Here is a 19,327-nt window from a genome sequence, read left to right on the forward strand (position 1 = left end):
AACTAGAACCCTCACGTTAGGGTAACGTTGCCGGGCGGAGCGGCCGCCGCGGCGGACCTGCATTCGCTGGTCGCGGGTCTGATTACCGAGCACGACTGAGGTCATTCTCCCGCCGTCTTGGGCGGTCCGTGCCGACCGCCCAAGGCTGATCAGCCCTGCGCTGGTCACCATCAACCCGTGAAGGAGCCCATGCTCACCACGCTGCTGCCCCGCGCGCGTCCGCGCGCGGCAACGCCGTTCTACGGCTGGCATATCGTCGTCTGGTCGGCCGTGCTCGTGGCCGCGACCGCGCCGGGTCAGACAGCGGCGGTGTCGGTGTTCATCGACCCGATGATCGCCGAGCTCGGCATCAGCCGCTCGGCCGTGTCCACCGCCTACCTCGTCGGCACGCTCGCCGGTGCGACCGCGATGCCGTTCGTCGGCCGAGCTCTCGACCGATTCGGCGCCCGCCGGGTCATGGTCGTGATCGCGATGGTGTTCGCGGTAGCACTCGCCGCGCTGTCGACTGTGGACTCGATCATCGGCTTGACCAGCGGCTTTGTCATCATCCGTATGGCAGGGCAAGGCGCGCTCAACCTCGCGGCCACCACCGTGGTCGCGCTGTGGTTCCATCGCCGCCGCGGCACCGCCATCGGCATCGTTAGCGCCATCGGCGCCTCGGCCATCTGCCTGGCACCGGTGCTGCTCGAACGGCTCATCGCCCACTGGGGCTGGCGCACCACCTGGCTCGCAGAAGGCATCGCCATCGCCGTCATCGTGATCCCGATCGCCTGGTTCGCCATCCGGGACCGGCCAGCAGATCTCGGCCAGCGTCCCGACGGCGCCAGCCATGACGACGCGGCGGCGGCCGCGGCCGCCGACTGGGGCGTCACCAGGAAGGTCGCGCTCCGGACACCGTTCTTCTGGGTTCTCACCACGATGGTCGCGAGCATCTGGATGCTGGTGACCGGCATCAACTTTCACCAGATCAGTCTGCTCACCGCGCGCGGGCTCTCCACGGCCGAAGCCGCGGGGAACTTCATCCCGCAAACCGTCGCCAGCCTCGTCGCGACCTTCGCCGCGGGCAATCTCACCGACCGGCTGCCAGCCAAGCATCTCATCGTCGCCAGCATGGCCACCCTGATCGGTGCTCTCGCCCTTGGCACCGTCGTCAGCAGCGGAGCCATCGCCATCGTGTTCGGCGCCCTCATCGGCGCGGCGGGCGGCGCCGTGCGTGGTTTCGAGGCGGCCACCTTCGCCCGGCACTTCGGTACCCGCCACATCGGAGCCATCCGAGGGGTCGTCACGTCCATCAGCGTCGGCGCCTCCGCCTTCGGCCCGCTGCTGTTCGCCACGCTGTATGGCGCCACCGGCAGCTACTCCCCCGCCCTGCTCGGCGCGATACTGCTTCCTGTCCTCGTCATCGGCGCCGCACTCATCACCCGGCCACCAGCGCACTCGGCGGCCTCGGTCGCCACACCCGCACCGTAGGCGAGCACGACAGGCTGTCTGCGACGAGCGGCCTTATCTCCGATGGCCTCCGACGCGATCCCGGTAGGGTGTCGCCCGTGGCCAGCGAGGGAAGCACCAAAGCCGTCATCACCGCGATGTTCGCCAATCTCGGCATCGCGGTCACCAAGTTCATCGCCGCCGCCCTGACCGGCTCGTCGTCAATGCTGGCCGAAGGGGTGCACTCGCTGGCTGACACCAGCAACCAGGCGCTGCTCCTGCTCGGCGGCAAACGGGCTAAGCGGCCTGCCACGCCGAAGCATCCGTTTGGCTACGGTCGCGAGCGCTATGTCTACGCGTTCATCGTCTCCATCGTGCTGTTCACCCTCGGCGGTCTGTTCGCGCTCTACGAGGCCTGGCACAAATGGAGCCACCCCGAGGCGATTACCAACTGGCACTGGGTCCCGATCGCCGTGCTGCTCATCGCGATCGTGATGGAAAGCTATGCGCTGCGTACCGCTGTCGTCGAATCCAACCGCGTCCGCGGGCGCCAATCCTGGTCCGAATTCGTCCGGCACGCCAAAGCACCCGAACTCCCGGTCATCCTGCTCGAAGACATCGGCGCACTACTCGGCCTCGCCTTCGCCCTCGCCGGGGTCTCCCTCACCCTCGCCACCGGCGACGGACGCTGGGACGCCGCAGGCACCGCCATGATCGGCGTGCTGCTCGTCGTCATCGCTGTCGTGCTCGCCGTCGAGATGAAATCCCTGCTCGTCGGCGAAGGTGCCGCCCGCGAGCACCAACTCGCCATCCAACGGGCGCTGCCCGGCGATGGCATCGACGCCATCGTTCGCCTCCGCACGCTGCATCTCGGCCCCGACGAACTCCTCGTCGCCGCCAATGTCGCCGTCGCACCCACCGCTACCGCCGAAGCGGTAGCCGACGCTATCGACGCCGCCGAACACCGCATCCGCGCCGCCGTTCCCATCGCCACAATCATCTACATCGAGCCCGACCTCACCAGTGAGAAGAATCCACCTCTCAGCTAGCTGAGGCGGGTGGCGGGTAGCGCCACGCTAGGGCCTAGTGGACGACCACGGACACCTCCGCGGACGCGGTGATGTCGGAGTCGGTCGTGGAGGTCGCTGTCACGGTGACGGTGGATCGCCCGGGATGTGCCTCGGGCGGGACCTCGATGGTGACCGCCGCGAGGCCATCGTCGCCTGCCGCCACGGTGAGCTCCTCGGGATCGATCGCCGCTGTCCAGCCGTCCGGCAGGTCGCTGACCGTCAGCTGATAGGTGTCTGTGCCCTCGCCGACGTTGCTGACCAGGAACCCAGCCGTGCCGGCTTCGCCTGCCTGAATCCTGACCGGTTGCCTGGCTGTGGTGATCTCGACACCGAGTTCCGCCGCTTCGTCGTCGGCGACCCGGAGCAGGAACAGGCCCTCCTCTCGACCGCTCACGGCGATCGTGCCGGAGTCGAAGAACGGGTAGTTCGACCAGGTCCCGTCGAACGTGACGCCGCTGTGGTCCGGGAAGGTGTCGAAGAAGCCGACCGGCTCGAGCCGAGGGTCGTCGGGATCATCGATGGCGGCGGTGTCGAGTAACCGCAGCCCGCTGCTGTAGTTCGACTGGTACAGCAGTCCTTCGTGGACATAGTTGTTGTGGTCTGGCGAGACCGTGTCGTGGGAGTGTTCGAAGTGGACCTTCGGCTCCTCGAGGTCGCGCACGTCGACCACGATCGTGCGGGTGTTCATGCCTGGCTCGCCCGTCTCCTCGTCGACGGCGTTGACCTCGTCCAGTTCGTCGTTGGCGATCAGGAAGCCGTGATCCTCGGTGAGCCAGCCCTGGTGGGCGTAGCCGACGTCGGGATAGTCCGTCACGCCGAGCGTCACCGGCTGCGCCTTGTTGGTGACGTCGACAATGACGATCTTGGTCTCCGCGGCGTTGAAGCAGATCTCGTGGCCGGTGTAGCGCTCGTCCGGGCCGTCGTAGCTCACACACTGGGTATCGTGCACATAGGCCGCTGGTGACACGTCTTCGGCAGGGCCACCGACCGATCGTGCGGCGGTGCCGGGACCGCCTTCCTCGAGGTAGCAGCCGGCGAAAGTGGGGTTCTTCGGTTCGTTGATGTCCACCATGTGCAGCCCGGACAGGCACTGGTCGGGTGCCACGATCCCGCTGTTGCCCCCGACGATGTAGGCGATCCCGGTGTCCTCGTTGATCGCGATGTTGTGGGCGGCCGAGTTGAACCGGTAGTGGGCGTCCGTGTCCCATTCTCGCGGTTCGTCCACACCGCGCAGGCGAGTCAGGTCGAACACCGTCATCCCGTGCTGCTCGGACTCGCTCACGGTGAACGCGTGGTTGTCGTGCACCTTGATGTCGTGCCAGACCGCCTGGACGAGCCCCGGATTCGGCAGCTCACCGAGGTACTCCGCGTTGAACGGGTCGGTCACGCGGAAGAAGGCGATGCCGTTGGTCTTGCCGAGAATCACGTACTCGTCGTGCACGCCGTCGGGACCGGGCTCGGGATCGGTCCAGCCCCAGATGTCGCTGATACCCGCGCTGTCGAACTCCTCGTCGGGCACGAATCCGAGCAAATCGACGCCATCGCACTCGAACGGGCCCGCCATACCATCCACGCACGGCACATCCGACAACCGCTCCGTCGGCACCGTCGTGATCCGGGTGAGTGAGACGTTGACCGTCGTCTCCGCCACCACCGCGTCCCGGATCGGCTGCCCGTCGCTGTTCTTGAGTTCGAGCACCGGGATCTCGGCGGTGATGGCGTTGCGACCGGTGACCTGATCGTCGCGCCGGACCTGGATGAGGCCGATGGCGCCCGCCTGCTCCGCGGATTGGGCCTTCTGCGCGAAGGTGTAGGTCGGACAGACGTCGCCCGGGTTGGAGCTTTCCTGATCGTCGACGATGGCGATCTTGCCTTCGACATCGACCTGCTGGTACGAGGCTGGGGTGCACCCGGTGCCCGCGTAGACGAGGTCGGCCGTCTGGTCCTCGACAGGACCCGACCCGCTCCAGTGATTGGCCGGAAGGAACCCAGCCAGGTCCTCGGGGCCGTTCACCAAGACCCCGACACCACCCGCTTCCTGCTGCTCTCCATGTTCCGGGTCCGGATGCGCCGCGGCCGGCAGCGCCGCCACCGCCCCCGAGAGCATGAGCCCGACCGCAGCGTAGGCGGTGACCAGCCGACCGGAGATCCGTCCGTTCCTGCTCGCCGCGACCGTTCGCTCCCGCCCGGTCGATGTACGGCACCTGTTGATGCGCATGTCGACTCCTCCGTTTCGCTTGCTAGCAGTAACGAGCCCGCACGAAACGGGTAACGGAGCAGAACCCACTCATCACGGGATCGAGGCTACGCACGAGGTCCTCGGTGAGGACCGCGCTCGGTGGCCCCGCTGCATAAGGCCAATGGAAACCAGCAGGCAGCGATCACAGCCGGTCAGCAGTTCATCGGCCCTCCCGTAGGTAGCAGCCTGTTCGCGGCAGCAGGGGCGCTGCCATTCGGTATCAACGCCTGTTCGTTGCTGCTCTCTGCGTCACTGCTGGTGACCATGCCACGGGGCAAGGGGCAGAACCGCGAGCCACAGTCGATGCGTGCGGCCATCGCGACTGGGTTGGTGTGGCTCCGGCGTCACCGGGTCATGCGGACTCTCGCCATGTTGCTCGGTGTTAACTCCTTCTCCGGGCAGATGGCCAACGCGATTCTCGTACTGATCGCGACCGATCAACTCGGCGTATCTGCGGGAGGCTATGGTCTTCTACTAGCCGCAGCCGCCGTGGGCAGCGTTTTCGGCGGTGTTGTCAACGCCTACATTATCCGCCGTATTGGATCCCTCCCTACGCTCATAACCAGCTTAACTCTCAACATAGTCGCGTTCGCGGGAGTAGCTCTCAGTCCTTCTGCGATCGCTCTGGGCTGCTTCCTCGCAGTGAACGGGTTTGCCACGACCATGTGGAATGTAGTGACAACCACCATGCGCCAGCAGCTCGTACCCGCTGGAATACTCGGCAGCGTTACCAGCGTCTACAAGTTGCTAGGCTGGGGTTTGATTCCATTGGGCACGTTGACTGGTGGTTTAATCGCGCACTCTTTCGGAATTCGGACATCCTACGCGTTCGCAGCAACAATTCGCGCTATCGTGTTGGTCGCGGTATTGCCGATACTGGTCTCGGGAATGCGTGCCACACCGATCTGGACCAAACGGTGACGGCCGGATCTGACGAACAACTGAGTCGAAGTGGGTACACGGTCACCTTCAGGCAAGTGACCGCGTGCTGCTGGCTGCCGTTGTGGAGATCGATGCCCCGCCGTCATGCCGGCGAAGGCCGAGGAGAAGAGGTGACGAAGTCAGCCGCCTGGTCAGCGAACCGCCGCTAGCTGTCGGTGCAACACCGGGTTGTCGACCTCGGCGGCGATGACGGCGGCCGTTCCGGCTGCGCCGGACTCTCCCGCACGCGCGCGCAGGATCGCCGCTGTCGCCATCAGTTCGCGCATACCGAGCCGCGAAGCGAGAATCTCGAGCTCCGAGATGAGGTGCTTCGCACGGTCGACGCCGGTGGCAACCGCCGGTCATATGAGGAGCGGCAAAGGGAGAAACCGACGGGGCGGACAAGAACTAATCACGAGACTGGAGATCGCACGCCTACGTGCGTCGGAAGAGAACGAATGGCATGTTGTTCGTCTCATTCAAGACGCGCTCGACTATAGCGAGGGTCGGACCCTAAAACCTGAATTCGAGGAGAGATTCCGTCTTTTCCAAGATGGAAAACGAAATGAACACAACATCAACTACTTGAGACGCACTTTCTGGGTAGCGTCGCGCTATGTGGCAGATCGGGGACGAGAAATCCTCGATAAACGGCCGGAGATTAGTGCCCATGAACTCATTGAAGAACTCGTTTCCGACACCGATGACGGCCAGTTCGCTGAGGCCCCCGACGACAGGCCCGGCCGGTACCGAGTCGTGCGTGGCCGGGCGGAAATGGCGCTCTGGCTTGAGCGCGTGTTTCGCAACCGCATTGACATCGAAGACCCAACCGAAGCCGCCCGCTCGGTCGTTACTTCGCCAGATGCCGCCGCAGTACTCGCGGATGACTCTCAGTCCGAGATGCTTCTCCGGGCTGCTGAGCTGAAACGGCAAGCCGCCGGCCTCGACGAAGCACGTCGAGTGATCGAGGATCCCGTGGCTTCCGAGGGCGATCTCCATCGCGTGCTGAAGAACAACACATGGGTTTTTGGTGGCCGTTTTCTCGGGTCGTTCGCTGAGCGGCGCCTTACGGTCGGTAATGAACTTGACCTTCCCTTGATCAGAGCGGACGGAGCACTGCATGTCGTCGAGTTCAAACGATCGATGCAGGCGGGCGCACTCGTGAAGCGTTATCGCAATGCGTGGGTTCCCACCGCTGAGGTGCACGATGCGGTCGGGCAAGCGATCAACTACTTGGTTGCGCTTGACGAGGAGCGCCACGAAATCCGGAGCAAGTTTGGCATCGAGACACGCCGGGCAAGCGCAACGGTGCTGATCGGCCACCCGGGGTCGCAGCCGGACGTCCCAGAGGAAGAGATCTACGATGCCCTGCGAACCATGAACTCGCATACAAGTCGCGTCGAGGTACTCACTTACAAGGACCTCATCGATAGTGCCGAGAGAACTCTGAAAGGCACTGTCTGCCCCGGAACGTCCGAGCGCTGAGTCCACGCCACCATCTATACGGCGCTGCGGCCGCGTGCTCAGCGCTAGACCTGTGCCGCACTAATTGTGGTCTACGTCTCACGTGTCTTTGCGGCGTGGTACCTGAGACATACTGTCACAGTTACTTGTGCGGAGTCCGTTCCAGGGCCGCGCGGGCACCGGCCAACCGTGGAAACGAGGAGCGCCAGCGCATGAACGACAACCACGTGGACGTACTGATCATCGGCGCCGGCGTCTCAGGCGTCGGCGCTGCCTGCCATCTGACCCGTGCGCAACCCGGAAAGAGCTACCTCGTCCTCGAACGGCGCAACGCGATCGGCGGCACCTGGGATCTGTTCCGCTATCCCGGGATCAGGTCGGACTCGGACATGTACACCTTCGGCTACCGGTTCCGGCCCTGGCGGGGCACGAAGGTGCTGGCCGACGGTTCGCACATCAAGGACTATGTCGAGCAGACAGCGGCTGAGCACCGCGTTACCGAGCGCATCCGTTTCGGCCGCAAGGTCGTCGCGGCCAGCTGGTCCACGCCGGACGGAGTGTGGACGGTCGAAACGGTTCACGAGGCGACAGGCGAACAGGAGACGTTCACCAGCCACTTCCTCATCGGCTGCACCGGCTACTACGACTACGACTCCGGGTACCGGCCCGAGCTTCCCGGCGAGGACACCTTCGGCGGCCAAATCGTCCATCCGCAGCACTGGCCGGAGGACCTCGACTACCGAGGTAAGCGCGTGGTGGTCATCGGCAGCGGCGCCACGGCGGTCACGCTCGTCCCTGCCATGGCTCGCGAAGCCGCTCACGTCACGATGTTGCAGCGCTCGCCGACCTACATTCTGCCGGTGCCTGCTGAGGATCCGGTCTCGCGGCTGCTGAAGCGTGTCGGCGTTCCCGACGCCACGGTTTACAAGCTCGGCCGCTGGCGCAACATCGCGCTGCAGCGCGCACTGTTCCAGGTCTCGCGGTCGCGGCCGCGCCTGGTGCGATCGCTGCTGCGCCGAGTGGTGCGCGCCCAACTCGGCGGCAAGGTCGACATGCGACACTTCACGCCGCACTACAACCCCTGGGACGAGCGGCTCTGTGTCGTCCCCAATGGCGATCTGTTCGCCGCCCTACGCAACGGCGCGGCATCGGTCGTCACCGATCACATCGACACCTTCACCGAGACCGGCATCATGCTGCGATCCGGCGAAGAGATCCCCGCCGACATCGTCATCACCGCGACAGGACTCGTCGTGCAGATGGCCGGTGGCGTCACGATCGACGTTGATGGGGTTCCGGTATCACCGCGCGATCACGTCATCTACAAGGGCGTCATGCTCAACGATGTGCCGAACGCGATGATCGTGATCGGCTACACCAACGCGTCCTGGACCCTCAAGGTCGATCTCGCCTGCGAGTATTTCTGCCGCCTGCTGTCCCATATGGACCAACACGGCTACACGCAGGTCCTGGCCGAAGCCCAGCCCGGTGACCGCGCCGAGGAGTCCGCGATGGGCAGCGCGCTACGGTCCGGCTACATCCGGCGTGCCGACGCGGTCATCCCGAGGCAGGGCACCCGCGCGCCGTGGAAGGTCCTCAACAACGTCTACCGGGATGCGCTCACCCTGCGGCGAGACCGCATCGACGACGGAATCCTGCGATTCAGCCGCACCCGCGAGACCACAACAGAACACAACACCACTCGCGGTCCTGCCACTGAGGCAACACGGACCTGACCGGGGTGACCGGCACGGATGGCCACCGCTGCACGCGAAGACGACGCACGCTGAGGCGGCTAGCCGAGTAGGTCGGTGACCGGGCGATCCGGATCGATCTGGATGCCGAGGGCGCGGGCGTTGCCGTCGAGGACCGACCAGATCGAGCGCGTGAGGTAGTCGGCGAGTTCGTCGGTACTGACCGTGCGTCCCTTGTCGGCGAGCCAGTGGTTGACGGTGGCGTCGACGAAACCGACCAGGCCGGAAGCGACGGTTGACGCGAAGCTGGTGTCCCTTCCAGCGGTTCGAGCCGCTGTGGCGAACAGTTCGGCGACCTGGGCGGCGAGGGCGGCCTTGGTGCCGGCGACCACGCGGGACCCACCAGCGGGCGTGCGGCTGTGCGCGCCGAGGAACGTGTACAGGTGGGGATGCTGCTCGATCCAGTCGAGGTAGGTTCCGACGACCTTGCGGATCGCCTCGGTCGCCGTTCCCCTCGGGCGCAGTGTGGGCGCGAGTTCGGCCAGGAGCAGGTCGACGATGCGCTGGCTGATCTGCTCGTCGAGATCGGCGCGGTCTCTGAAGTGCCGGTAGAGGACTGAGCGGGGGACGCCGGCATGCTGGGCGATCTGTTTGGCGCCGACGGCCGGGCCGAGGACCTCGATGGCCGCGACGGCCGAGCCGAGCAACTGCCGGCGCCGCCGGGTCTTGTGTGCCTCCCAGCGCGTGGCCCGACCATCCACGTCCGGCCTCGTGTTCGCCGATTCGAGCATGTCGGCAGGGTACTGCAGCACGAAAGTGTCTGCGACACCTTGTCACGGACATATGTATGCGACATGCTGTCGCAGTAAAGGTGTGAGCGACAGAGGAGGGCCGGTGGGCGGCACGTCATGCCACGCGACCCGGTCCCCGGAGAGTGACTTCGCCATGTCCCGTATGCCCTCGGTGATCGTGATCGGTGCTGGGATGTCCGGCCTGTGCATGGCGGTCAAACTGCGACGGGCGGGCATCACCGACTTCACCGTGCTGGAGAAAGCCTCGGACGTCGGCGGCACCTGGCGGGACAACACCTATCCCGGGCTGCGTTGTGACGTACCGTCGGCGTTTTACCAGTACTTCTTCGACCGTAATCCGGACTGGTCGCACTTCTTCTCCGCGGGCGGCGAGATCCAGGACTACTTCCGTGGTGTCGCGGACCGGTTCGCGCTTCGCGAGCACATCGAGCTGGATACCGAGGTCACCGGGGCGGAGTTCGCCGACGGCCGGTGGCGGGTGCGCACCGCGGATGGCCGCACGCGCGAGGCCGACTTCCTGATCTCCGCCAGCGGCGTGCTGCACCATCCGGTCGTACCTGATATCCCGGGACTGGACTCTTTCGATGGCGCGTGGTTTCACACCGCTCGCTGGGATCACTCGGTGTCGCTGGCGGACAAACGTGTCGGCGTGGTGGGGACGGGATCCACGGGGGTACAGATCATCAGCGAACTGGCCGGGTCGGTGCCAAAGCTGTCGCTGTTCCAGCGCACACCGCAGTGGGTGCTACCGGTGCCGAACTGGCGCAACGACCGCGTCACCCGCGCGCTGCGCAGGAGGTTCCCGGCGCTGACCAGGCTCGAGTACCGGCTGGTCGAGGGGATCTTCTCGATCCTCGTCGCCGCCGTCACCCGGCCCGGCTGGCAGCGGACGATGATCAGCAAGCTGTGCGAACTGAACCTGCGCACCGTGCGCGATCAGGACCTACGGCGCAGGCTCACGCCCGATTACCAGGCGATGTGCAAGCGGCTGGTGATGTCGCCCAGCTTCTATCGCGCGGTGCGGCGTCCCGGGGTCGAGGTCATCACGGAACGGATCGATCACGTCGAGCCACGTGGGGTGGTCACCACCGACGGCATGTTGCACGAGGTCGACGTGCTCGCTCTGGCCACCGGGTTCGATTCGCACGCCTACCTGCGCCCGATGGAACTCGTCGGACCGACCGGGCGCACGCTCAGCGAGGCATGGGCCGAAGGCCCTCGGGCCTACCGCACCGTGGCGCTGCCGGAGTTTCCCAACCTGTTCCTGCTGATGGGCCCGCACAGCCCAGTCGGGAACTTCTCCCTGGTGCCGATCGCCGAGGTGCAGGCCGACTACGCGATCAGCTGGATCAGGGCGTGGCAACGCGGCGAGTACACCACCGCCGCCCCGACCAGCCAGGCCACCGACGAGTACAACGCGCGGCTGCGGGCCGCCATGCCGAACACCGTCTGGGCCACCGGCTGCCAGAGCTGGTACCTGGGCAAGGACGGCCTGCCCGAGGTGTGGCCCTGGTCCCCGCACCGCCACGCACGCATGCTGCGCGACCGGCACACCGACGAGTTCGTCGTCGATAGGGAGCAGGAGGGAGCGTGGCGATGAGCAACCGCATCGCGCTGGCGGGCCAGCGAACGCTGATCACCGGCGCGTCGTCCGGGATCGGCCGTGCGACCGCGCTGGCCGCCGCCGAGCGGGGCGCGCGTGTGCTGCTGGTCGCGCGCAGGCACGCCGAGCTCGAGAAGGTCGGTGCGGAAATCGCCGAGCGGGGCGGCAGCGCGCACGTGTATTCGTGCGATCTGTCCGACGACCAGGCGATCGACGACCTCGTCAAGCAGGTACTCGAGCAGCATGGTGGGGTGGATGTGCTGGTGAACAATGCCGGCCGCTCCATCCGGCGCTCGGTGCGGAAATCGGTGGACCGGATGCACGACTACGAACGCACCATGCGACTCAACTACTTCGCGCCGGTCCGGCTGACGCTCGGCCTGCTGCCAGCCATGCGTGAGCAGCGCTTCGGACACGTGGTCAACGTGACCACTCAGGGCACCCAGATCCACACCCCGCGGTTCTCCGCCTATCTCGCCTCCAAAGCCGCCCTCGAGGAGTTCGGCCGCACCGCCGGCCGCGAGCTGGCTGCCGACAACGTCACGTTCAGCTCGGTACGGATGCCGCTGGCGCGCACTCCGATGATCGCTCCGAGCGAGTCGGCCTTCCGCGGGCTCCCGGCACTGAGCCCGCCACAAGCGGCCCGGCTGGTGCTGCGCGCCGCACACACCCGCCGCGAGGTCATCAACGTGCCTGGCGGGAGCGTGCTCGACCTGCTCGACGTCGCCGCACCCGGCCTCATGCGGCGCCTCGTGCACCGGTTCGGCTACCGGCCACGGACGGAACCCCAACGGCCAGCGCGGCAACCGGCACCGGGTGACAGACCCGCACGCTGAACGACCACCTCCACTGAAATCCCAGAAAGGCATCGATGCCATGAGCGATCCGGCAGCGCGGTTGCGCGCCGAACTCGGCGACCTCGCCGTGCTCGACACCATGACCAACGACCAGTGCGAACGGCTGCTGCGCCTGTATGAGCAGGCGTGCTTGGCGCGGGAAAGCGAGATGGCCGAGGCGCAGGACTCGGCGCTGCGGACCGTGCCAAGGCCGCTGCGGCCCACGCTACGACGAATCCTGTTCCGGTGAGGAGACACCGATGTCCGATCTGCTGGCCTACGCCGAGGTACGCAAGCTCGCCGCGACCCTGGGCATCGAGCCGACCGAACTAGACGGGTTCGACGAGCTGGGCGCGACGCGGCTGAGAGAACTACGCGACGCGATCAAGAACCGCTGGTTCGAACGATACCGTGGCGCGTTCGACAAGATCATCGCGCTCGCCAAGTTCGTACCGACCCCGATCGCGGCCAAACTCGCCGAGCACGCGTTCGGCCCGTTCCTGTCCGCCCAGGCCGCGGCGTTGCTGCCGCCGAAGCAGGTCGCCGACATCGCGGTGAAGGCGCCCCCATCCTTCCTCGCGGCGACCCCGCGCCATCTCGACCCGCCCCGCATCACCCCCATCCTCGACCACATCCCGCTCGCGGTGCTACGCGCGACCACGCGGGAGGTGCTCGACCGGGGCGACCACATCGGCCTCGCACAGTTCGCCGACCACGTGCCTCCCGAGCTGATTCAGTCCATCGTGGACGTCATCGACTCTGACGAGCACCTGCTCGCGACCGGCCAGTACATCGAGTCCGACCAGACCTTGAACCGGTTGATCCGGTTGCTCACTGATGACCGCGTGCGCTCGGCCGTCGACACCGCGCTCGGCACATCACGTGAGTCGCGGCTGCAGGGCATCGGGCTACTGTCCAGGCTGGACGACGCGAATCTTGCCCGAGTGGAGCGGGAGATCCTGCTGGCTGACCCCGCCGCACTCGCCGCGGTCGCACACGACGTGCTCGACGCGGGCGTGCAGTCCGCGCTCCTGCATGTCGCGACGAAACTCGAGCCCGCCACGGCCGTGCATCTCATCGGTTCGGTCACCGACGAGCAACTCAACGAACTCGCACGACGGATTACCGAAGCGGAAACCGTGGCGGCCCTGCTCGACCTCGCGGACAAGGTCGACGTACCCACTATGCGCCGGCTCGCCGCACTGGACGAGTTCCCCTCGGTCCGGCAGATCGCCGAGCGCTCCGGGCTCGGCGATCGCCTCGACGCCATCACCGCCTGAACCCAACGAACGGGTCAGCGAGGTGGCAGTGGCGAGTCCACACCGTGCTCGGGGATCGATGACTGCCGTGCCCGCCGCATCAGGTCCTCGGCGTCCTCCGGCAACAGGATGCCCTTGTTCACCGCCGCGTCGGTGGCGTCGCGCATCATGGCCACGTAGGTCTGATGATCCGGGTAGAGTTCAGCCAGGGTCGCCGGGTCGAGTGGGATCGTCGCTCCGAACAACCCGCAACTCGCGCCGAGGTATCGCGCGACCGGCACATCGATCGGTGGCAACCGTAAACCGCCCTTGACGTTGCCGAACTCGTCCCGCGCGAGCTGCCCGGTTTCGATGAACTCGGCCCGAGGAGGCTGGATCGGCGCTCCCCTGCCCTTGACCCACTCGTCGAGTCGAACCAGCGCCGCCGAGACGGCATAGCGTTTGGGGAACATGTTCCCGCCCGCGGTGCAGATGAGTTCGCGCGGCTCGATGTCATAGCCGTAGTTCCCGGCTACCTCATGCTCGGCCGCTTCCCACCCAGCCGGATACGGCTCGTGGCCTGGCATCACGATGTGGTCGGCGGCGTCGGTTTCGTGGCGCAGCAGCCAGTAGTCCGCGTGCGCGGAGCCCGCCACCTCCCAGAGCCGGTAGTTCGGGGCAGCCGAGGCTGGCTCGGGGGTGAAGAACACCTCTTCCAGCACGTTGAGTACGGGTACGCTCGGCTCGCTCGCCGACGCGCCGCGCTTGCCTCCGCCGTCGATGAGGAAACCATCGATCACCTTCGCCTTGTCCTGCACGTCGGTGACGTAGTCGGACAACCGGAAACCAGACTGCGAGTGCCCTGCCGCGAGCACCCGCCTGGTGCGCAGGCTGCCCATCGGGTCGACACCCCGAACAGCGGGCGTGCTGACCGCCTCCGCTACCTGGGTGAAGATGTCGAACGAGTAGTCGTCGCCCGGATGCGACAACGGCTCATACCGCGGCGGGTCCGTCAGCTTCAGGGATCCGGGAGCGCAGCAGTGTCCAGCCGCCTGTGCGGAGACATGTACATACGCGTAACCGCGCCGCAGGATCGTCTCGTGCGCCCACAGCCAGTCAGGCGTGTTGTCGAACTGGGCGGAGACGTTGTTCCATTCCACGATCGTCGTGCCGTTGAACCGTGCCGGATGGACCGGCCGCCGTACGACGAACCGAGTGGTGTAGTCGGCACGGGAGGGCTCGGACGTGTAGGTGTCCGCCGTCCCCGTGATGAAGTACTCCTCCTCGACATAGCCGAACGGTTCCAGCGAGAAGCGGCTGTCGGTCTGTGGCCTGTCGAACACGCCGCCCTCGATCGGGCCGCTGACAGTCCAGTCTGGATCAGACCGATCCTGCGGCGTGCCGCTAGCGGGTGTGGCAGCGAGGAGGACATGCAGCGCCAGCAGCACCGCGCAACATCGGCCGATGGACAGTGGCCTCGTCACGATGGTCCCTTCCCGTCGGGAGAGTGCCGCGCGCCCGGCGTATGCGACCGGCGGAGAGTGAGTTCGTCGACGACGCGTCGATCGCCCGCGTCGACCGAACGGATGGTCAAGGTGGTGGTGCCGCCACTATCGGGCGGAGATGCCTCGGCGCAGATCACGATGGGCGAGAGTTCGTCTTTGACCGCGGACCACGTGACCACCTCAGGAACCCGAAGACCGAAATCGGTGCCGGTGTAGTGGGTGACCCCGGCGACGGGTGCCGTAGCGAAGTCCGGTAGTCGTTCGTCCTCCTCGGACAGTCCGGACACGATGTAGGTCGTGCCTGCCTGTTCCGGGTCGATCGTCGCGCCGATCGGGGCCTCCGTGGTGGGGTTGCCTTGCCGGATCGGGTGGGTGCGCTCATAGAGGTGGTTGTGGCCATTGATGACAAGATCGACCTGATAGCGATCGAACAGCGGGGTCCAGCGGTCCCGCACGCCACCGTCGGAGCTATGGCGGCTCGACGAGCAGTACGGGCAATGATGAAAACCCACCACGATCCAGTCCACGTCCGGGCGTGACCGATAGTCGGCCAAGGTCGCCTCGAGCCAGGTTTCCTGAGCGCCGCCGAGGTAGTCCCGGTTTCGGGGCAGCTCGGCGCTGGCGTCGTTGCTGTCCGGTGCGATGAACGCGACATTGCCGATCCGCAGCGACCACGTGGCTCCCCGCGGTCCCCCTGCGCCGTTGTCCGGCGGCACGAAACGCGCGAAGTAGGACGCGTAGCCCAGTTCCGTGCCGTCGACCTCCATCTCGTGATTACCGAGCACGGGCATCCACGGCACCCGCGACGCGAAAGGCTGCAGTCCGGCAAGCCAGGCGTCCCATTCTGACGGGGTGTAACGCCGCTCGTCATCGGCCCACAGGGCCTCGAACGCCCGGATCCCGCCGGTGTCGGAGGCATACGACAGGTCCCCGACGTGCAGATGCAGGTCCGGGTCGAAGCTAGCGACGGTGTTGACGACCGGCGCCATGCGGTTCTGGTAGGTGCCCTGGTCACCGAACGCGGTGAACCGTACCGGCCGACGCTGGTTTCCCACCGTGGTGAAGCTCAGCTCGTCACTACTACCGCCGTCGTGGGCCGCACGGTAGAAATACGTCTTGCCGGGATCGAGATTCGTCAACCGCGCGTGATGCTGCACCGCATCGACGCCAGGCGCTGGTTTCGACTCGACGTCGACTACCTCGCTCAACCCGCCTTGCGTGTCACCGAGCAGCAGCCTCGGCGTGGCCACCGACTCGGCGGTGCTCCACGACACCACCATTTCCCGCCGCGGGTCGGCACCGTAGGTCAGGTGAATACCGCTGGGCCGCATCGCGGCGAAGCCGGGCCGCTGCCACAGAATCGGCCCACCCGCCACCGCGCCACCAAGGGCCACGGCACCACGCAGGACAGAGCGCCGATTCAGTTCTCCAGCCATCGGCACCCAGCTCCCGTCTCACCGTCCGCCATGGCCGCGGTAACTGCTCGCGACAAGGCGCAGGCAACAACCCGAACCTTGAGACTGAAACATGTTCTACCTGATGTCAAGACCCGTGGCGTGCGGTTCGACCGACACCGCGAACCCGTCGCCGACCTCGCCCCCTCCTCCGCGCCCGCTCTGCGCAGGACTGGCATGCGTCGGCACGGCCGCCACGAACACAATAATTCCTAGTCGCCAGACTAGGAAACTAGCGTGGCGTAACTTTGCGAAGCCAGAATCGTTGGCCACATGTCAGTAATTTCTTTCCTGAAAACGCTGACGTTCGGTAGGCGACCAACGGAAGGGCAGGTTTTCTCGATGCGAGCAGCAAGAATCGGCGCACTCGCGGCCGCGGCGGCGATGGTGTCAGGAGTGACCGTCCTGGCGACATCCGCACACGCGCAGGAGCCAGAAGGAGTCGGCGTCAGTTTCTTTGGGCACTTCTGCGGCACGGACAACGTCGGCCCAGAACCAGAGTGCACCTACACACCGCTGCTGGACAACTCCTACAGCGGGACCGGCCCGTTCACCATCGAAGCCGTCAACCTGCTTGGCGATACCGTGTTCGCAACCGAATGTGCCGCGGGCGAGTTGTGCACGGATGAAGGCGCCGGTTCCATTCCGGCAGGCTCGACCGTGACGATCACGGTAACCGGTGAGCCTGGCAGCGTGGGAGCGGGCGCCATTTCCTGATCTCGTAACGTGGCGGCGGTGGGTGGGCCAGTACGGACGGCGCCGTCCCACCGCCGCCACTGCCGGAATCGAGAACTGTCCGGACTATTTCGTCGTTAGCCTTCGCCGTTTCCGCTGGGGTGCTGCGCATTCTCGGCGCGCCATTCCTCGGCGTACTGCTTTCGTTACGCCAGGTGCGGACGTACTCCGCGACCCGATCCGTACACGATCACGTGACAGCACCGTCGCTGCTGACCCCGCGTTCGTCATGAACCGCGTGAGTCGACGTCTTCACGTCATCAGTGCAAAGTACGCCCCTACCACGCGGGGCGGCGCTTACCGCGTTTTCGCGGCGCATACGATAAGCGCCTCCCCTACCCGGAGCAGGTGCATGTCGGTCCACGACCCCACCACGGCACGACGCCCTGCCGAGCACACGGCGAGCGCCGAAGCCGCCAACGTCACGCCCGTCGACGCTGCCAGCGAGAAACCCGAGTCGGTTGCTGGTGCGGTCGGCGATGTTGACGAGGCGCCCGGTGTCGCCGACCTGGCTGTTGCGTTGGGTGTGGCGCAGCGGGGTGGTGAGGATGGGTTCCGGGTGTTGTATCGGGATGTGCAGCCGAGGGTGTTGCGGTATTTGCGGGCGTTGGTCGGGGGTGACGCGGAGGATGTCGCGGCGGAGGCGTGGCTGCACATCGCGCGTGATATCGGTGCGTTTCGTGGTGGTGTCGATGATTTCCGTGGCTGGGCGACGCGGATCGCCCGCAACCGGGCGATGGATCATCTCCGCCGGCAGCGCCGACGGCCGAACGCCGACGCCCCTGCCGAGTCGCTGCATGATCTGCCGGCCCCGTCGGATACCGCTGACGCGGCGGTCACGGCACTGGCCACGGACACGGCAGTGGCGTTGATCGCGCGGCTGCCTCGTGATCAGGCGGAGGCGGTGTTGCTGCGCGTGGTGGTCGGCCTCGACGCGAAGGCCGCAGCGTGTCAAGATTTTTGTGGATGTTTGGGCCTGTTTATCCTTTTCGTTGCTTTTGATGAGTGGTCGAATCCGTCACTGTGTGTGACGGCGCGTTAGAGGACGAGCCGGTCGCCGAAGAGGACGGCGAAGTGGTTGAGCGCGGCTTTCCACCCGTAAGTGCCGGTGCCGCGTTCGCCCTTGGCGCGAACATGACCGTCACCGTCGATGTAGCGTCCGGTGACGTGTCGGATGCCGAGATAAAGCAGCTTCATCGCGGCGTCCTCGGTGGTGAAATGTCCTCTGTTTTTCATGATTTTCCGCAGTTGAAAATTCAATGATTCGATCGCGTTAGTGGTATACACCACTTTTCGTATTTCTTTCGGGTATTTGAGGAACGGAGTGAAGTCTTCCCAGGCGCGATCCCACGCGGCGAGCATGCCTGGGTATTTCGTGCCCCACTCTTTACGGAGATGCTCCAGCGCTATCTCGGCGGCTTCGGCGTTGACGGCCGTGTAGATCGGTTTCAACGCGGCGGCAACCTTCTTGCGGTCGGAATAGGACACGTATTTCATCGAATTCCGGATCAAATGAATCACGCAGGTTTGCACCTCGGCTTTCGGCCACACAGTGCGGATCGCGTCCGGCAGTCCGGTCAGCCCGTCGCAGCACACGATCAGTACGTCTTCCACGCCGCGGTTCTTCACCTCGGTCAGTACCGCTAGCCAGTGGGCCTTGCTCTCCCCCTCGGTGGGGCCGATCCACACACCCAGCACGTGCTTGAACCCGTCGACGTCGACACCGGTGACGATGTAGGCCGGCCGGTTGATCACCACCCCGTTGGTGCGGATCTTGACCACCAGCGCGTCGATGTAGGCGATCACATACACCTGGTCCAGCGGACGGTTCTGCCACGTCTTGATCTCGTCATGCACCACATCGGTCACATTCGAAATCAGCTCGTGGCTCGCCTCGGCGCCATACACCTCGAGCAAATGATCCTTGATATCGCGGGTGGTCATCCCTTTCGCATACAGCGACAAGATCATGTCATCGATCTGGCCGAGCCGACGCTGATGCTTCTTCACGATCCGCGGTTCAAACCCGCCCGTGCGGTCCCGCGGAACCTCGATCTGGACCTTACCGGTGTTGGTGGTGACCGTCTTCGCCGAATACCCGTTGCGGGAATTGCCCGTTCCGCGTCCCGCAGCGTCGTGTTTCGCGTACCCGAGATGCTCATGCATCTCCGCGCCCAACGCCCGCTCGATCACCGCCTTACTCATCTGATTCAGAATGCCGTCCGGGCCATCCAACGGCGTCCCCGACGCTTTCGCGTCAGCCAGAATCCGATCAATACCCTCCGGCGAGACCAGCTCCGCCAACCGCCGCGAAGCCTCCTCCGCCGC

At 65.7% G+C, this 19,327-nt stretch carries 17 protein-coding genes; 11 read left to right on the top strand and 6 right to left on the bottom strand.

What is annotated here, in order from left to right; translation table 11 throughout:
• Window positions 1–177 precede the first annotated feature (177 nt).
• On the top strand, window positions 178–1,470 hold the full coding sequence (locus tag AMYHA_RS13555; protein WP_157362099.1) for an MFS transporter: 1,293 nt from the start codon (window positions 178–180) through the stop codon (window positions 1,468–1,470).
• Window positions 1,471–1,547: 77 nt separating this feature from the next.
• A complete protein-coding gene (locus AMYHA_RS13560) occupies window positions 1,548–2,477 on the top strand; it encodes a cation diffusion facilitator family transporter (protein ID WP_034271513.1) in 930 nt (309 codons plus the stop codon).
• Window positions 2,478–2,511: 34 nt separating this feature from the next.
• Here the strand turns inward: AMYHA_RS13560 and AMYHA_RS25760 are convergent, their stop codons facing one another.
• Window positions 2,512–4,716 (bottom strand): choice-of-anchor B family protein, encoded by a 2,205-nt coding sequence (locus AMYHA_RS25760; RefSeq protein ID WP_051399872.1) that lies wholly within the window; start codon window positions 4,714–4,716, stop codon window positions 2,512–2,514.
• A 120-nt stretch (window positions 4,717–4,836) separates the two neighbouring features.
• Here AMYHA_RS25760 and AMYHA_RS13570 point away from each other — a divergent pair, with 120 nt between their 5' ends.
• The gene (locus AMYHA_RS13570; protein ID WP_051399873.1) at window positions 4,837–5,658 is read left to right on the top strand and encodes an MFS transporter; all 822 of its coding nucleotides are present in this window, start codon (window positions 4,837–4,839) and stop codon (window positions 5,656–5,658) included.
• A gap of 152 nt (window positions 5,659–5,810) precedes the next feature.
• Here AMYHA_RS13570 and AMYHA_RS28200 read toward each other — a convergent pair whose 3' ends face one another.
• Complete coding sequence (locus tag AMYHA_RS28200; RefSeq protein ID WP_269189757.1) at window positions 5,811–5,933, bottom strand: hypothetical protein; 123 nt, start codon at window positions 5,931–5,933, stop codon at window positions 5,811–5,813.
• A 73-nt stretch (window positions 5,934–6,006) separates the two neighbouring features.
• Here AMYHA_RS28200 and AMYHA_RS26445 point away from each other — a divergent pair, with 73 nt between their 5' ends.
• Both AMYHA_RS26445 and AMYHA_RS13580 read left to right on the top strand, forming a co-directional pair.
• Complete coding sequence (locus tag AMYHA_RS26445; protein WP_169732934.1) at window positions 6,007–7,143, top strand: Shedu anti-phage system protein SduA domain-containing protein; 1,137 nt, start codon at window positions 6,007–6,009, stop codon at window positions 7,141–7,143.
• A gap of 191 nt (window positions 7,144–7,334) precedes the next feature.
• The gene (locus AMYHA_RS13580) at window positions 7,335–8,858 is read left to right on the top strand and encodes a flavin-containing monooxygenase (RefSeq protein ID WP_051399876.1); all 1,524 of its coding nucleotides are present in this window, start codon (window positions 7,335–7,337) and stop codon (window positions 8,856–8,858) included.
• A gap of 59 nt (window positions 8,859–8,917) precedes the next feature.
• On the opposite strand, the gene AMYHA_RS13585 is transcribed toward AMYHA_RS13580, so the two are convergent.
• A complete protein-coding gene (locus tag AMYHA_RS13585) occupies window positions 8,918–9,607 on the bottom strand; it encodes a TetR/AcrR family transcriptional regulator (RefSeq protein WP_034277158.1) in 690 nt (229 codons plus the stop codon).
• 103 nt (window positions 9,608–9,710) lie between these two features.
• Between AMYHA_RS13585 and AMYHA_RS13590 the strand changes: the two genes are divergently transcribed.
• Genes AMYHA_RS13590 through AMYHA_RS13605 form a run of 4 tightly spaced genes read left to right on the top strand, consistent with a single transcriptional unit; the run spans window position 9,711 to window position 13,347 of the window.
• Window positions 9,711–11,228 (top strand): flavin-containing monooxygenase, encoded by a 1,518-nt coding sequence (locus AMYHA_RS13590; protein ID WP_231104742.1) that lies wholly within the window; start codon window positions 9,711–9,713, stop codon window positions 11,226–11,228.
• A complete protein-coding gene (locus AMYHA_RS13595) occupies window positions 11,225–12,067 on the top strand; it encodes an SDR family NAD(P)-dependent oxidoreductase (protein ID WP_084037591.1) in 843 nt (280 codons plus the stop codon). The genes AMYHA_RS13590 and AMYHA_RS13595 overlap by 4 nt, the downstream gene beginning before the upstream one ends.
• Window positions 12,068–12,107: 40 nt before the next feature.
• Window positions 12,108–12,317: a hypothetical protein gene (locus tag AMYHA_RS13600; protein ID WP_034271515.1), complete on the top strand. Its 210-nt coding sequence runs from the start codon at window positions 12,108–12,110 to the stop codon at window positions 12,315–12,317.
• Between the two features lie 10 nt (window positions 12,318–12,327).
• Window positions 12,328–13,347 (top strand): hypothetical protein, encoded by a 1,020-nt coding sequence (locus tag AMYHA_RS13605; protein ID WP_034271518.1) that lies wholly within the window; start codon window positions 12,328–12,330, stop codon window positions 13,345–13,347.
• 14 nt (window positions 13,348–13,361) lie between these two features.
• Here AMYHA_RS13605 and AMYHA_RS13610 read toward each other — a convergent pair whose 3' ends face one another.
• Window positions 13,362–14,789 (bottom strand): alpha/beta hydrolase domain-containing protein, encoded by a 1,428-nt coding sequence (locus AMYHA_RS13610; protein WP_157362101.1) that lies wholly within the window; start codon window positions 14,787–14,789, stop codon window positions 13,362–13,364.
• Window positions 14,786–16,246, bottom strand: a complete 1,461-nt coding sequence (locus AMYHA_RS13615; RefSeq protein WP_051399878.1) for a purple acid phosphatase family protein — start codon at window positions 16,244–16,246, stop codon at window positions 14,786–14,788. The genes AMYHA_RS13610 and AMYHA_RS13615 overlap by 4 nt, the downstream gene beginning before the upstream one ends.
• 360 nt (window positions 16,247–16,606) lie before the next feature.
• Between AMYHA_RS13615 and AMYHA_RS13620 the strand changes: the two genes are divergently transcribed.
• Window positions 16,607–16,981, top strand: a complete 375-nt coding sequence (locus tag AMYHA_RS13620) for a hypothetical protein (protein WP_157362103.1) — start codon at window positions 16,607–16,609, stop codon at window positions 16,979–16,981.
• Between the two features lie 370 nt (window positions 16,982–17,351).
• On the top strand, window positions 17,352–18,041 hold the full coding sequence (locus tag AMYHA_RS25775; RefSeq protein ID WP_051399879.1) for an RNA polymerase sigma factor: 690 nt from the start codon (window positions 17,352–17,354) through the stop codon (window positions 18,039–18,041).
• Here AMYHA_RS25775 and AMYHA_RS13630 read toward each other — a convergent pair.
• Window positions 18,038–19,303 (bottom strand): IS256 family transposase, encoded by a 1,266-nt coding sequence (locus tag AMYHA_RS13630; RefSeq protein ID WP_034277011.1) that lies wholly within the window; start codon window positions 19,301–19,303, stop codon window positions 18,038–18,040. The genes AMYHA_RS25775 and AMYHA_RS13630 overlap by 4 nt on opposite strands.
• Window positions 19,304–19,327 lie beyond the last annotated feature (24 nt).

This window comes from Haloechinothrix halophila YIM 93223 (genome assembly GCF_000504245.1).
Classification (GTDB): domain Bacteria; phylum Actinomycetota; class Actinomycetes; order Mycobacteriales; family Pseudonocardiaceae; genus Haloechinothrix_A; species Haloechinothrix_A halophila.